Origin of the sequence: Kitasatospora sp. NPDC096128, assembly GCF_040303105.1 — a bacterium.
GTDB lineage: Bacteria > Actinomycetota > Actinomycetes > Streptomycetales > Streptomycetaceae > Kitasatospora.
Genome location: NZ_JBEOSP010000001.1, coordinates 258,439 through 271,885 on the forward strand (window position 1 = coordinate 258,439; position 13,447 = coordinate 271,885).

Below are 13,447 nucleotides of genomic sequence, written 5' to 3' on the forward strand. Positions count from 1 at the left end.
TCCGGTGGCCGGCCCGTTCCAGCGCGAACGGGCCGGCCACCGGCGTCCCACGGCCGTCCCACAGCCGTCCCCACCCGCGTCCCATGCCCGGTGCGTGCCCGGCCGGGGCCCGTCCCACCCCGTCCCACGGCCCTCCCACAGCGTCTCCGCAGCGTCCCCGGACGGCCCGGGACGTCCCTGGTGCCGCCGACTCCTGGCGGGACGGGCGGCCGCCCCCCGAGAGTGGGCGGCACCGCCTGATCATCCGACAGGCACCTGAGGGGATGGGATGACCGTGAAGAAAACCTCGGCCCTGCGCGTACTCGCCGCGGCCGTGCTCGCCTTCGTCGCGCTGGCCCTGCTGCCCGCGCAGGCCCAGGCGACCGACAGCACCACCTGGGTCCAGCGCAACCTGGTGGGCATCGGCTACCTGGCGAGCAGCGGCGTGGACGGCAACTACGGCCCGCAGACCGCCGCCGCCGTCCGCAGCTTCCAGCACGACAACGGCCTGGACGAGGACGGCGTGTACGGCCCCCGCACCGAACTCGCCCTGCACAACAAGGTCGCCGAGGTCCAGCGGGTGGCCGGCTCGGGCGCGGACGGCGCCTACGGCTCCGGTACGACCAGCGCCGTCAGCAACTGGCAGCACGCCCACAGCCTGAGCGACGACGGCATCGCCGGCCCGGCCACCATGAACGCGATGGGCGTCGCCCGCACGGTGCAGATCACCGCCCAGTGGAAGTTCCCCAGCCACGGCTGGAGCGTGAGCGGCCAGTTCGGCTGCCTGGACCAGATCTACAACCACGAGAGCGGCTGGAAGGTCTACGCCACCAACCCCTCGTCCGGGGCGTACGGCATCCCGCAGTCGCTGCCCGGCGACAAGATGGCCGGCGCGGGCTCCGACTGGCAGACCAACCCGGCCACCCAGCTCCAGTGGGGCCTGGACTACATCAAGGACCGCTACGGCTCCCCGTGCTCGGCCTGGAGCTTCTGGCAGGCCCACAACTGGTACTGACCGGCCCGTCGTCCTGACCGGCTCCCCGTACCGCCCCGTACGACGCCTTCCCCTGCCGACTCCTCGAAGGAGCACGTTGTGAACAGCTCTTCCCTCGACCGCCGCGCCCTCCTGCGCTACGGCACCGGCGCGGTGGCCGCCGCCGGGCTCGCCGCGGTCGCCAACATCGGCTTCGCCCGTCCGGCGGCCGCCTACGGCTGGTCGGGCAACCTGAGCCAGGGCTCGTCCGGTTCGGCCGTGGCCGAGCTGCAGATCCGCGTCGCGGGCTGGGCGGCGGACTCCGCCTCGCAGACCTACGTGGCCGTGGACGGCTCCTTCGGCCCCGGCACCGCCGCCGCGGTGCGCCGGTTCCAGGCCGCCTACGGGCTCAGCGCGGACGGCGTGGCCGGTCCGCAGACCTTCGGCGTGCTGAACGCGCTGGAGAAGTCGGACGGTTCCACCGCCCACTTCAACTGGTCGGAGTTCACCAGCCACGACGGCTCGGGCTTCGGCGGCGGCAACGTCGGCGCCGACGAGGTGAAGGAGAACGTCCGCCGCACCATGTACAAGCTGGAGGCGCTGCGCAAGAAGGCCGGTGACCGCGCGATCACCATCAACTCCGGCTTCCGCAGCACCTCGTACAACGCCTCGGTGGGCGGGGCCGGCAACTCCATGCACACCTACGGGGTGGCGGCCGACACGGCGGTCTCCGGCCTGTCCACGCTGGACGTCTACCGGATCGCCGAGACCTGCGGCTTCTCCGGCCTGGAGACCCACACCGTCTCCTGGCAGCACGTGGACAGCCGGGTCGAGCACTCCAACTACGGCTCGGGCTTCTGGTGGTGGCAGGACGGCGTCGCGTAACGGCGGCGGCCCCCCACGGCGGCGGCACCGCGCCCTCCCCACGGGGCGCGGTGCCGCTCTGTCAGTGCTGCCGACGGTGTCGGTGGTGCCAGTGGTGCCAGTGGTGCCGGTGGTGCCGGTGGGGAGTGGAGGTTCCTGCGCTGCCCGCAGGGACCAGGACGGTGGGTGCGGGCGGTCAGGCCTCCCGTCGGAGGGTCCGGCGGCCGGCCGCGGCCAGCACCCCGCCCGCCCCGACCGCGAGGGAGACCAGGGCCACCCGTCGCAGCACGGCGGCCTGCCGGCGGTGCTTGCACTCCGGGGGCTCCTCCCCGGTCGGAGCGTCCGCGTCCCGCAGGTCGGTCGTCCCCACGGACGGTCCCGCCGACCGGGCTCCGGCCGATCCGGCGGTCGGACCGGCGCCGGGAACCGGGCCGCTGCCCGGCCCGGGGACGCCCGGCGCGGCGAGCATGAGGCGGCGGCTCTCCGCGAGCTGCCACAGTTCCAGCAGGAGCCGGGCATCGCCCCCGCAGACGACCGCGATGCTCTGCACCGCGTCGCGCGGGGGGAACTGCTTCCCGTTCACCCAGCGCTCCCACGAGGACTTCGCGTAGTGGGTGCGTTCGCTGAGCCGGGCGTAGGTGAGGCCCGACCCGTTCTTCAATGACTGCAGCTCCCCGGCGAGCCGGTCGGCTGGTGACGCCGGTGATGGTGATGTGATCTCGGACGCGTGGTGGCGGCCCATGAGGTTTCCCCGAACTTCCTCTGAGATGACCGTTGTGGTGCATGGATCCAACTGCACCGGGGCGCCCTCGTCTGCTCTGACGTGTGCTCCGACTCCGCGAGGTCTTTACCCGGACCAGAACCCGTGTTGACCTCGGGGCTACCCGGCGCGCCCCACTCTGCGGGATCGTGCACCGATCTTCGACCGTCTCCGATCGTTCTGAGACGATGCGAACCGCCCCCAGGCCTCTGAGCTGCGACTTGGGACGCGGACCGGGAAGCGGTTGAGACGATGGGCCGGGCGCGGCGGGCGGCGGGCGGGGGTCAGACGCCGGGCACCTTAGACTGATCATCCGAAAGAAGATCAGTTTGCGCCCACCGTCGACCGCCAGAGGTGACCTCACGATGAGTCAGTCCTGGAAACCGCTGCCTGACGACCTGTCGGAGCCCGCTCGGCGCCTGGCCGAGGAGCTGCGCGCGGTCAAGGACGCCCACGGGATCTCGCTCGCCGAACTCGGCAAGCGGACCTACCTCAGCAAGGCCTCCTGGGAACGCTGGCTGAACGGCAAGCGTCTGATCACCTCGCAGGCCCTGGCGGGCCTGATCGCCACGGTGGACTGCGACGCCGTGCTGCTGACCTCCCTGCTGCGCCAGGCCGAGGCCGCCCGCGGCGCGACCGAGCCGGCCGCCGCACCCCCCGTACCCGGACCCGCCGCCGAACCCGCGGCCGCCGCCACCGTCCCGGTTCCCGTCCCCGTTCCCATACCCCTCCCACTGCCCGTCCCCGTACCCGTCCCCGTTCCCGCCGCCGCCCGGGTCCCCGGCTGGCGGCGGCCACCGGTCCTGGCCGCCGTTGCCGCCGTCGCCGTCCTCCTCGTACTCGCGGGCCTCTACCTGCACGGCCTGAACGCCGACACCAGCGCCGCCGAGGCCTCCGCCGGGCGCCCGACCGCCGGGGCGCGCCCGGTGGCCCTGCCCGCCCAGCTCTGCCAGGCCGTCGGCTGCGCCGGCCGGGACCCGCAGGCCATGGGGTGCGAGGCCGACGACCGCACCCTGGTGACCGGCACCATCGGCAAGGTGGTGCTGTACGTCCACTACAGCGCCCGCTGCCGGGCCGCCTGGGCGGGCATCACCGACGGCGCCCCCGGGGACACCGCCACCATCACCACCAGCACCGGCTCGCAGGAGACCGCCCTGATCCACTGGGGCTACGACAACTACTCGATGATGGTGGAGGCCGCCACCGCCGACACCGTCCTGCAGGTGTGCGGCCACCAGCCGGAGGGCGACGGCTGCACCAGGTCCGTCACCAGCCTCGTCGCCCCCGCAAGCCCGACGTCCACACCGTGATCAGTCGAAGTTCTTGTCGATGAGCATCTGCAGCACGTTCACGTGGAAGTCCGGGAAGTCCATCGGAACGATGCCGAACCGGGCGCGCTGCCCGGTTCGGGCGCTCAGGTACGGGTAGACCGCCCGGTCCATCACGGCCTGCGAGCTGGTCCTGGGCCAGAAGCCGCCCGCGTAGCTGAGGAAATTGACGAACATCCGCGGATATCCGGGACTGCGGAAGGCCTTGTCGAACTGGGCCACGACGTACCGGCCCTTGTCGCCCAGCGGGTCGGTGCCGGCGGTCTGCCAGACGTCCTGGGTGTCGAACCAGGAGTTCTGACCGCTGGACCAGTCGATCAGGCCCCACGGGTTGGCGAAGTCGGCGAGCAGCACCACCTTGCCGCGGGCGGCGCCGAGGGTGGGCCAGCCGTAGAAGTGGAACAGGCCGCGGTAGCCCAGGCCGTCCAGGTAGTGGTCGACCCTGCGCCGGAACTCCTGGTCGTCGAGGGCCTGGCCGCCGGCGCGCTCGTTGCGCAGGCGCATCAGCAGCGTCTCGCCCGGGTGCGCGGCCAGGAAGGCGCGGCACTGGTCGAGCACGTCCTGCAGCCGGATGTGCTGGTAGGCGTCGGAGTGGTAGATCCCGAGTTCGTCGGGTGCCCCCTGGAGGCCGTTGCAGCGGATGTCGAGGAAGCGCACGCCCTCCTGCAACTGCTGGGGGATGCCCCAGTTCTGGGTGTGCGACCACTCGGTGCCGTACCAGGGGTTCTGGCAGCAGGAGTCGTGGGTGCCGGGGACGGTGAGGTCGAGCAGGGGCAGGCTCCCGTCCAGTCGGCCCATCCAGCTGTCCGTCGTCACCCCGCCCGGGGTGGTCGCCCGGCCCGCGGCCAAGGCTCCGGCGGGCGCCCCGAGCAGAGTGCCGACCGCGGCCGCGCCGCCCGCGCCGACGCCCCACCTGAGAAGATCACGACGTGCGATGCCCATGGTCCGGCTCCCTCTGCCCCGCGAGCGGCTGCGACGACTCGTCCTGACACTCCGTCGGTCCTGACACTGGTCGAACGCGCCCGCGCCGTCAACGGGTTCAGCGCGGGCCGTGCGCCGGCCCGTCCGCCCCGCTCGGACCGACCGCCAGCCACCAGGCGGGCAGCTCGATCCGCTCGCCCCCGGCCGTGAACTCGGTCAGGGACAGCGGCAGTTCGCCGGTGGCCAGGACGGCCAGGCCGGCCGAGCGGAACAGCCCGTCGAAGGCCGCGTCGGCCACCTCGGCGGGGGCGAGCCCGTGTGCGAAGACCGGGCGCAGCTTCGCGGGCGGCCCGGCCGGGGCCTGGGCGAGCCCCCGCAGCACCTCCTTGGCGGACTCGGCCAGTTCGACCAGGAAGGCCCGGCCGCGCTGCCCGAGCAGGGTGGCGACGGCCTCGGCGACGCGCCGCCGGTCGGCGGGCTCGCTCTGGTGGATCACGCCGCGCACGTACACGTTGGCGTCGCCCAGGTGTTCGTGCAGGGCGCGGACGGCGGCCGGGTCGGTGGCGTCCAGCTGGGCGTACTCGGCCCGCCCGGCCGGGTCCTGGCGCCGGGCGAGTTCGACGGCGGTGCCGGACAGGTCGACGCCGAGGGCCCGGGGGAAGTGCTCGGCGAGGAAGCGGGTCTGGCGGCCGTTTCCGCAGCCCAGGTCGACCACGGGGAGCCCGGGGTCGTGCAGGTGGGGGCGGAACAGCGCGAGGTGGCGCTCCGCGGTGATGGCGGGCTCGGCGTCCCAGATCACCGAGCCGGGCTCCGCGGGCGCTTCGCTCCAGAAGCCCTCCCAGGCCTCCCGGTACCGACTCGTCACGCTCATGGCGGGGCCTCCGGAGGTCACGCACGGTTTCGTCACGCACCGTGTCGAGGCCGTGTCTACCGGTCCCGGGTCCGCAGGGGCAAAACCGAGGGCGCGGGCCGCGACACCACCGGCGCGCGACGGCCGCCCCACGCTCCCGGGAAGGAGGTGGGGCGGCTGTCGGCGGCCCCGGGGGCGGACCGGCGGTCTCAGCGACCCGGCGGCCTCAGCGGCCGGGTCGCCAGTCGGCCTCCAACACGGTGCGCCCGTCCTCGCGGGTGACGGTGTGCCAGTGGGCGTGCAGCCCGGCGGGGCGGTCGGTCGAGCGCGGCGCGCCCATCGCGCCCAGGACGGGGCTGTCCAGCGGGCTGGCGGCCAGCCGCTCCAGCACCTGGGAGAACGCGGCGCGCAGCCCGTGTCCCCGGCGGCGGACGTCGGGCACGACGGAATGGAACGCAGCGACCACGGACATGCGACTCACCTCCGGAAGGACCTGCGGACCTGCAGGTACGTCCCCCAGCTTGCGCCGCCGCCGCCCCGCCCGCCGGTGGATTGACGCACCGCTGACGCCCTGCTGACGAGCCCCTGACGGCCGCGGCTGCGGGGTTCGCACCCGGAGGGCCGCGAGGCGGCGGGCCGGGTCGTGGCCGAACTCGCCGTCCGGGCCTTCGGGTGGGCCTTCGTCCGGGGTGTCGGAATTGACCTGACCGGTATTCCGGCGGTGGCCCGGAAATGCCGGGACGGCAGGTACCGGGGCGGAATTGTCAGGCGCCCGCCAGACCCGTGCGGAGCGGCTCCGGCGAAGGGCTCCGGAGGGGCGAAGCCGCTGGTCGCGACCGTTTGGTCATGCTTTCATCAAATTCCGTTCACCCGGCTGACATTGACCGCGAGTCGGCGCCGCCCGGTCTTCCACCAGTAATTCCCCAGACCTTGGTAAATCTTGTTCCCAGGCTGCTGCGCGGAGCCGTTCCGGACGGGCATTATCGGCTGCCATGAGTCGACTCACCGTAATATCGCAGGGGGCTTTCGCGTGAAGGCCTTCCGCTTCCTCCCCGTCGTCGCGCTGGCCGTCGCCACCGCGGTGATCGGGTTGGCCACCGTCGTCCCGGCCTCCGCCACGAGCTCGCGGGTGGACCTGAACGTCCTGGTGGTCACCGACGGCAACCCCTGGGTCGAGGGCATCCGGCAGCAGCTCTCCGCCGAGGGCGTGCCCACCACCGTCATCGACCTGACCAGCAGCAGCCGGGCCACCCTCACCGCCGGCTTCCTCGCCGACACCCTGGCCGACGGCACCCCGCACGGGCACTTCGAGGGCGTCGTGCTGCCCAACGACGCGCCGAGCCAGCTCTCCGCGGCCGAACTGAGCGCGCTGACCGGCTACGAGCAGAGCTACCAGGTCCGCCAGGTGGACGCCTACGTCTGGCCCGGCGCCGGCACCGGTCTGAACGCGCCGACCTGGTCCGGCTCGCTGGACGCCACCACCGCCACCGCGACCGCCGCCGCCCGCGGCGACGCCTTCCAGTACCTGAACGGCCCGGTCGCATTCGAGGGCACCGCCGGCGGCAGCGGATCGTACGGGTACCTGCCCACCCCGCTGCCCGACAACCCGGCCACCGGCTCGCACTTCGAGCCCTACGTGACCGAGACCATCCCCGGCACCGGCACCCAGGGCACCCTCGCCGGGGTCTACACCTCCGGCGGCCGCCAGCAGTTGGTGCTCACCTTCGCCTACAACTACTACCAGCAGCAGTTCCGGCTGCTGGCGCACGGCATCGTCGACTGGGTGACCAAGGGCGTCCACCTCGGCTACTGGCGCAACTACTTCTCCGCCCACGTCGACGACCTCTTCAACGCCAACTCCCGCTGGAGCCAGAGCGGTCACTGCACCCCGGGCGAGGGCGACTGCGTCGGCAACGTCCCGGCGACCACGGCGATCCGGATGACGCCCGCGGACGTCACCGCCACCGTCGCCTGGGAGCAGCAGAACAACTACACCCTGGACTTCCTGTTCAACGGCGGCCCCAGCCTGGACTACGCGGCGGCCAACGGCGGCACCGACCCGCTGACCACCGCCCTGCTGGCGAACAAGAACAGCTTCATGTGGCTCAACCACACCTACCAGCACCCGTTCCTGGGCTGCGTGCAGAACTTCACCGTGATCCCGTGGAAGTGCCAGACCGACTCCACCGGCGCGATCCAGTACGTCGACCAGGCCACCGTCAACAGCCAGATCCAGCAGAACATCCAGTTCGGCCAGGCCAACGGGCTGCCGTTCCGGCCGGGCGAGCTGGTCGCCGGTGAGCACTCCGGCACCGTGATGCTGCCGCAGCAGCCCAACGACAACCCGAACTTCCTCGCCGCGCTCAGCCAGAACAACATCCAGTGGCTCGGCGTGGACGCCTCCCGGGAGACCGGCGAACGGCAGATCGCCTCGGCGCTCGGCGTGCCCCGGCACCCGGTCAACGTCTTCTACAACGTCTCCACCCAGTCCGACGAGGTGAGCGAGTACAACTGGCTCTACACCTCGAAGGCCAACGGCGGCAGCGGCAACTGCGAGGCCAACCCGGCCACCACGACCTGCATCACGCCGCTGGACCTGAACAGCGGCTGGGCGAACTACGTCCTGCCGATGCAGGAGAAGATCACCCTCGGGTACGTGCTCAGCAACGATCCCCGGCCGTTCTTCATGCACCAGTCGAACCTGGCCGACGACCGCCTGGCCCTGCAGACCCTGACCGGCATCCTGTCCGAGTACCGCGGTTGGTACACGGCCGCCACCCCGGTGGTCAACCAGACCCTCACCGACGCCGGCACCTCCCTGCAGCAGCAGACCGCCTGGCAGCAGACCCGTACCGCGGGCACCGTCAGCGGCTACGTCCAGGGCGGCGTGGTCACCGTCCAGGGCCCGGCCGGAACCAGTGTCCCGGTCACCGTGCCCACCGGCACCACCGTGACCGGCGGCGCCGCCTTCGGCAGCGCGTACGGCGGCGAGCAGTCCGGCTACACCACCCTCGGCACGGCGCCGACCAGCCTCTCGGTGGCCAGCTCCCTGTTCGGCACCGCCACCAGTGGCGCGTCCAGCCCGAGCGCCGCGCTCGCGCTCGCCTCGTACTCGATCGGCTCGCCGCACCAGGTGCACCGCAACGGCGCCACGGTGACCGTCACCGACCCGTTCGGCACCCACGTGCTGCCCAAGCTCGCGGGCAAGCCCGAGGAGGAGCTGCACGTCGGCGGCACCCACCACCACCCCTACCAGACCCCGGTGGCGCAGACGAAGAAGTGACGCCCCACCCCGTACCGGCGGCCGGCCGGGGCACCCGCCCCCGGCCGGCCGCCGCCGTCTGTCGGCGCGGCCGGCCACGCCCCGGACAGGACGAACCCGGGGCCGACCGCACGGCCCTCACGGTGGCCGGGGACAATGCGGTCCGGCCCGGACGGGCGGTTCCTGGTCCTACCCGTACCGGCGGGTACGTCGGCGGGCCGTGGCTGAACCCCGCCCGGCACCAGGCACGTTGAGCGGGACGGAACGGGACGGGGAAGGAACGCGGGAATGGAAGCGGACGGGCCGGAGGTGCGGGCGTACATCGCGGCCCTGGTGGGGATGGGGGCGCCGGTGGTGCCGGGGCCGTCCGGGCTGGCGGTGCCGGCCTGCGGCGCGGCCGAGGTGACGGCCGTCGCCCGGCGGCTGGCGCTGCGGGTGCTGCCGGAGCGGCAGCGGCGCGCGGAGCCCACCCCGGGGCTGCTGGGCCTGGCGCGGGCGCTGGTGGTGGACGAGCACCCGTCCGCGCCGGGGTGGACGGTGGCCGAGCGGGAACGGCTGGCGGGCTGGGTCGCGGTGCTGATCGAGCACCGGGGGGAGGACGGGGTGCAGGAGCTGGTGCGGGCGCTCAACGAGGGCCCGGCGGCGGCGCCCGGCGCGGACTGAACCCGGCACCCGGCGGAGGCCGGGCGCGGCGCCGGGCGACGGGACGGGTGCCCTCCGGTCCGGGGCGTTGGCGGATCGTTGGCAGGTCCTTGGCGCCGCCCGGCAGGCTGCTGTCTGCCGCCACGGGGGATGTCCGGCGGAAGCCCTGCCATGTGCCCTTGCCCGACCTGAGAGGTAGCGCGTGTCGAAGCAGTCCGTCGCTCCGCCCACGTCCGTCGTCCAGCCGCCCGCAGGCCCCCCTGCCGACCCCGTCGCGGCACCGGAGCCGGCCCCGGCCCGACGGACCCTCGACCCCGACACCCTGGCCGAGATCCACCGGCTGCACGGCGGCTACCTGCTGCGCGCCCTGCTGCGCAACACCGGTGGCGACCGCGGCAAGGCCGAGGACATCCTCCAGGAGACCCTGCTGCGCGCCTGGCAGCACCCGGAGGCCCTCGCCGCCGGCCCGGAGCACAGCCGCCCCTGGCTGTTCACCGTCGCCCGCCGGATCGCGATCGACCACTACCGGATGGCCGCCGCCCGCGCCCAGGAGGCCATCGGCGAGCCGGTGGAGGACCGCCCGCTCGCCGAGGACCCGTACGAGCAGGTGGTGGTCGCCCGGGACATCGCGCTGGCGCTGCGACGGGTGCAGAAGCACCACCGCGAAGTGCTGGTCGAGCTGCACCTGAAGGACCGCTCGGTGCTGGAGGCCGCGGCGCAGCTGGGGGTGCCGCCGGGGACGGTCAAGTCCCGGAACTTCTACGCCGTCCGGGCCATGCGGCCGGTGCTGGCGGCGGAGCACGGGTACGCGCCGGTCACCAGCTGAACGACGGGCCGCCGGCCGGGCCGTCCTCGACGGCCCGGCCGAGGCCCGGGAAGCCCCCGGCGCCGGCCGACGGGTCTTCGTCGCCCGGCGGGCCCCCGTACTCCGGCGCGCCCTCGGCGCGCAAGCTCAGCGACGCCTCCAGGCCGGCGGTGAACTCGCTGCGGTGGCCCGCCAGCCGGTCGTGCCGGCGGAACCGGTCCAGCGCCGAGGCCAGCCGCTGCCGCACCTGCGGGGCGCGGCCCCGGGCCACCAGGTGGGCCGCGTAGGACTGCTCGGTGACCGCGTGGAGGTACAGCAGCCCGGCCTCCTCGCAGGCGGCCAGCAGCCGGTGCCAGGCGAGGTCCGCGGCGGCGTCCCGGACGGTCGGCGGCAGGGCCTGCGCCTCGGTCAGCAGCGACCACAGGTGCACCTGGGTGACCGGACGGGCCGGCAGCAGCTCCCGGGCCTCCCGGGACAGGCGCTGGGCGCCCTCCGGATCGCCGGTCGCCAGACACACCCAGCCCTGGTGGACCAGGGCGTCGACCAGCCGCTTCCGGTCGCCCGAACCGACGGCGAGCGCGGTCGCCTCCGCGGCCAGCCGCTGCGCCCCGACGGAGTCCCCGAGCATCGCGGTGACCATCGCCAGCGTGGCGAGCGCCCGCACCCGCGCCGAGACGGCGGCCGGCCCCTCGGCCGCCTCGGCGGCCGCCACCCCCCGCCGGGCCGCCTCCGCCGACTCGTGGCGGCGCTCCAGGGCGACCAGCGCCTGGGCCCGGCAGTTGTGCAGGAACGCCGCCGCGACCGGGTCGGCGCAGCGCTCGGCCGCCGCCAGGCCCACGTCGGCGCGGGCCAGCCAGTCGGTGAAGCGGCTGGCGCCGTAGTAGAGCGAACCGGTGGTCAGGGCGAGCCGCCAGGCCCGGTCGGGGTCGGTGACGGCGGCCTGGTCGATCAGCGTCCGGACCGCGGGCTCCTCGGTGCGGAACCAGTCGAGCGCGGTGTGGATGTCCACGGCGGGTGGGACGGGCCGCGCCGCCCGGGCGGGCGCCCCGGCGTCCTCCTGACCGGGGTCGAGGTAGCCGCCGCAGTGTGTCAGGGCGGCCTGGTAGTGGTCCAGCAGCCGGGTGCGGGCCCGCACCCGGACCTGCTCGGGCCGTTCGGCGAGCAGGTGGACGCCGAACAGCCGGACCAGCTCGGTGCGGTGGTAGCGGCCGGGGGAGGTACCGGTGAGCAGGTGGCGGGAGGCCAGGTCGCCGAGCGCCCGGTGGGCGGTGGCGGGGTCGCCGCCGAGCAGGGCGGCGGCCGCCCGGCCGTCCACCTCGGGGCCCGGATGGACGGCCAGCAGGGCGAGCAGTTCCGCTGCCTCCGGCTGGAGTTGGCGATGAGTCAGGAGCAGCTGCTGGCGCAGGCCGGTGCGGTCGTCGAGCTCCAGGGCGGCCAACCGGCCGTGCTCGTCGGCCAGTTCGGCGACCAGCTCGGCGACCGTCCAGTCCGGGTGGGCGGCCAGCCGGGCGGCGGCGATCCGCAGGGCGAGCGGCAGGTGTTCGCAGAGCCGGACGAGTTCGACGGCGGCGGCCGGTTCGGCGCCCAGCCGGCCGGGCGTCAGCAGGTGCTCCAGCAGGCCCAGGGCGTCGTCCTCGGGCAGCGCGGTCAGCCGCAGCAGGGCGGCGTCGTCGGTGGCGACCAGCTTCTCCAGGGAGCCGCGCGCGGTGACCACGGCGGCGCAGCCCGGCCCCTCGGGCAGCAGGTCGGCGAGCTGGTCGGCGTCGGCGGCGTCGTCCAGGACGACCAGCAGCCGGCGGCCCCTGGTGCGCTCCCGGTAGAGCGCGGCACGGCCGGCCCGGTCGGCGGGGAGGGCGTCCGCCGGGATGCCGAGGGCGTGCAGGAAGCGGCCGAGAACGGCCCCGGGCTCGGCCGGGCCGGCCGGGTCGAGGCCGCGCAGGTCCGCGTACAGCCGGCCGTCCGGGAAGCGGTCGGCGGCCCGGTGCGCCCAGGCGGTGACCAGCGCACTCTTGCCGGTGCCGGCCGGGCCGACCACCAGGGCCGGTCCGTCGGTGGCCCGGTCGGGGGCGCAGGCGCGGTCCAGCCACCGGGTCTCGGCGGTGCGCCCGATCAGCTCCACCCGCTGGCCGGGCAGCTGCTGGGGCACGGGCCGGGGCGGCTCGGCGGGCGGGGGAGCGGCCGCGGGGGCCGGGGCGGTCACCGCCGCCGGTGCCGCCGGCCGGTCGTCCGCCAGCACCTCGGCGAAGGCCGCCCGCAGCGCGGGCCCGGGCCGGATGCCCAGCTCGCGGTCCAACCGCAGCCTGGTCCGGTGGAAGGCGGTCAGCGCGTCCGCGGGCCGCCCGGCCTGGTGCAGACAGCGCATCAGCAGCGCCACCAGCTCCTCGCGCAGCCCGTCCCGCCGGACGCTCCGCTCCAGCAGATCCACCGCCGCCGCGCCCGTGCCCTGCCCCAGCCGCAGCCCGGCCCAGCTGAGCAGGGCCGCCGTCGAGGACTGCTCCAGGTGGTCCACCGTGGCGGCCCGCAACGGGGTGTCCGGCAGATCGGCCAGCGCCTCGCCGCGCCACAGCCGCAGCGCCTCCTCCAGCAGCGCGATCGCCTCCCCGTCCGCACCGCGGTCGGCGCACTCCGAGGCCCGGCGGGTCAGCCGGGCGAACCGCAGCGCGTCCACCTCCTCGGCCGGGCCGCTCAACTGGTAGCCGCAGGTCCGGGTGTGCAGCTCGAAGGGGGTGTCGGCGAGCACCTTGCGCAGCGCCGCCACATGCCCCTGCACCGCCGCCCGGGCGCTGGCCGGCGCCCGCTCCCCCCACAGCAGCTCGCAGAACTGGTCCATGCTGACCACCTCGCCCAGCCGCAGCGCGGGCAGCGCCAGGACCGCGCGCCGCTGCGCCCCCGCCAGCGTGGCGGGACCGCCCGCCGCGAGCCGCAACTCCACCGGGCCGAGCAGCCGAATCCGCACCAGTACCCCCACCTCACCGCACCCGAGTTCCGACGGCGGCCTTCGGGAGGGGAGCAGTGTAGTGCTCACAGGTGTCCGGTTCGTGCCCGGACGCTCGTCGCCGCTCG

Annotated in this window: 11 protein-coding genes and 1 pseudogene; 7 read left to right on the top strand and 5 right to left on the bottom strand. The window is 74.5% G+C overall.

Annotated features, from left to right (window positions below):
- Nucleotides 1-268: 268 nt before the first annotated feature.
- The 3 genes and pseudogenes from ABTY61_RS41920 to ABTY61_RS01075 all read left to right on the top strand — a co-directional run.
- Nucleotides 269-421, top strand: a pseudogene (locus tag ABTY61_RS41920) (hypothetical protein); the annotation flags it as partial.
- Between the two features lie 138 nt (nt 422-559).
- Nucleotides 560-994, top strand: a complete 435-nt coding sequence (locus tag ABTY61_RS41925; RefSeq protein ID WP_502895193.1) for a peptidoglycan-binding domain-containing protein — start codon at nt 560-562, stop codon at nt 992-994.
- Nucleotides 995-1,072: 78 nt separating this feature from the next.
- A complete protein-coding gene (locus tag ABTY61_RS01075; RefSeq protein WP_350502759.1) occupies nt 1,073-1,837 on the top strand; it encodes a D-Ala-D-Ala carboxypeptidase family metallohydrolase in 765 nt (254 codons plus the stop codon).
- Between the two features lie 175 nt (nt 1,838-2,012).
- Here the strand turns inward: ABTY61_RS01075 and ABTY61_RS01080 are convergent, their stop codons facing one another.
- Entirely contained in the window at nt 2,013-2,558 is a 546-nt protein-coding gene (locus ABTY61_RS01080) for a helix-turn-helix domain-containing protein (protein ID WP_350502760.1), read from the bottom strand.
- A 383-nt stretch (nt 2,559-2,941) separates the two neighbouring features.
- Here ABTY61_RS01080 and ABTY61_RS01085 point away from each other — a divergent pair, with 383 nt between their 5' ends.
- On the top strand, nt 2,942-3,886 hold the full coding sequence (locus ABTY61_RS01085; protein ID WP_350502761.1) for a DUF2690 domain-containing protein: 945 nt from the start codon (nt 2,942-2,944) through the stop codon (nt 3,884-3,886).
- Here the strand turns inward: ABTY61_RS01085 and ABTY61_RS01090 are convergent, their stop codons facing one another.
- The 3 genes from ABTY61_RS01090 to ABTY61_RS01100 form a co-directional block, all read right to left on the bottom strand.
- Entirely contained in the window at nt 3,887-4,846 is a 960-nt protein-coding gene (locus tag ABTY61_RS01090) for a phosphatidylinositol-specific phospholipase C (protein WP_350502762.1), read from the bottom strand.
- Between the two features lie 97 nt (nt 4,847-4,943).
- A complete protein-coding gene (locus tag ABTY61_RS01095) occupies nt 4,944-5,696 on the bottom strand; it encodes a class I SAM-dependent methyltransferase (protein WP_350502763.1) in 753 nt (250 codons plus the stop codon).
- 205 nt (nt 5,697-5,901) lie between these two features.
- Nucleotides 5,902-6,147: a hypothetical protein gene (locus ABTY61_RS01100; RefSeq protein WP_350502764.1), complete on the bottom strand. Its 246-nt coding sequence runs from the start codon at nt 6,145-6,147 to the stop codon at nt 5,902-5,904.
- A 558-nt stretch (nt 6,148-6,705) separates the two neighbouring features.
- Between ABTY61_RS01100 and ABTY61_RS01105 the strand changes: the two genes are divergently transcribed.
- The 3 genes from ABTY61_RS01105 (at nt 6,706) to ABTY61_RS01115 (ending at nt 10,405) form a co-directional block, all read left to right on the top strand.
- Complete coding sequence (locus ABTY61_RS01105) at nt 6,706-8,958, top strand: hypothetical protein (RefSeq protein ID WP_350502765.1); 2,253 nt, start codon at nt 6,706-6,708, stop codon at nt 8,956-8,958.
- Nucleotides 8,959-9,225: 267 nt separating this feature from the next.
- Complete coding sequence (locus ABTY61_RS01110; RefSeq protein WP_350502766.1) at nt 9,226-9,600, top strand: hypothetical protein; 375 nt, start codon at nt 9,226-9,228, stop codon at nt 9,598-9,600.
- Nucleotides 9,601-9,781: 181 nt separating this feature from the next.
- Complete coding sequence (locus ABTY61_RS01115; RefSeq protein ID WP_350502767.1) at nt 9,782-10,405, top strand: sigma-70 family RNA polymerase sigma factor; 624 nt, start codon at nt 9,782-9,784, stop codon at nt 10,403-10,405.
- On the opposite strand, the gene ABTY61_RS01120 is transcribed toward ABTY61_RS01115, so the two are convergent.
- The gene (locus tag ABTY61_RS01120) at nt 10,395-13,340 is read right to left on the bottom strand and encodes an AfsR/SARP family transcriptional regulator (protein WP_350502768.1); all 2,946 of its coding nucleotides are present in this window, start codon (nt 13,338-13,340) and stop codon (nt 10,395-10,397) included. The two genes, ABTY61_RS01115 and ABTY61_RS01120, sit on opposite strands and share 11 nt — an antisense overlap.
- Nucleotides 13,341-13,447: the final 107 nt, after the last annotated feature.

Coding starts and splice junctions, on each gene's coding strand:
- ABTY61_RS01080 (WP_350502760.1), bottom strand. CDS start 2,558: ATGGGCCGCCACCACGCGTCCGAGATCACATCACCATCACCGGCGTCA.
- ABTY61_RS01085 (WP_350502761.1), top strand. CDS start 2,942: ATGAGTCAGTCCTGGAAACCGCTGCCTGACGACCTGTCGGAGCCCGCT.
- ABTY61_RS01090 (WP_350502762.1), bottom strand. CDS start 4,846: ATGGGCATCGCACGTCGTGATCTTCTCAGGTGGGGCGTCGGCGCGGGC.
- ABTY61_RS01095 (WP_350502763.1), bottom strand. CDS start 5,696: ATGAGCGTGACGAGTCGGTACCGGGAGGCCTGGGAGGGCTTCTGGAGC.
- ABTY61_RS01100 (WP_350502764.1), bottom strand. CDS start 6,147: ATGTCCGTGGTCGCTGCGTTCCATTCCGTCGTGCCCGACGTCCGCCGC.
- ABTY61_RS01110 (WP_350502766.1), top strand. CDS start 9,226: ATGGAAGCGGACGGGCCGGAGGTGCGGGCGTACATCGCGGCCCTGGTG.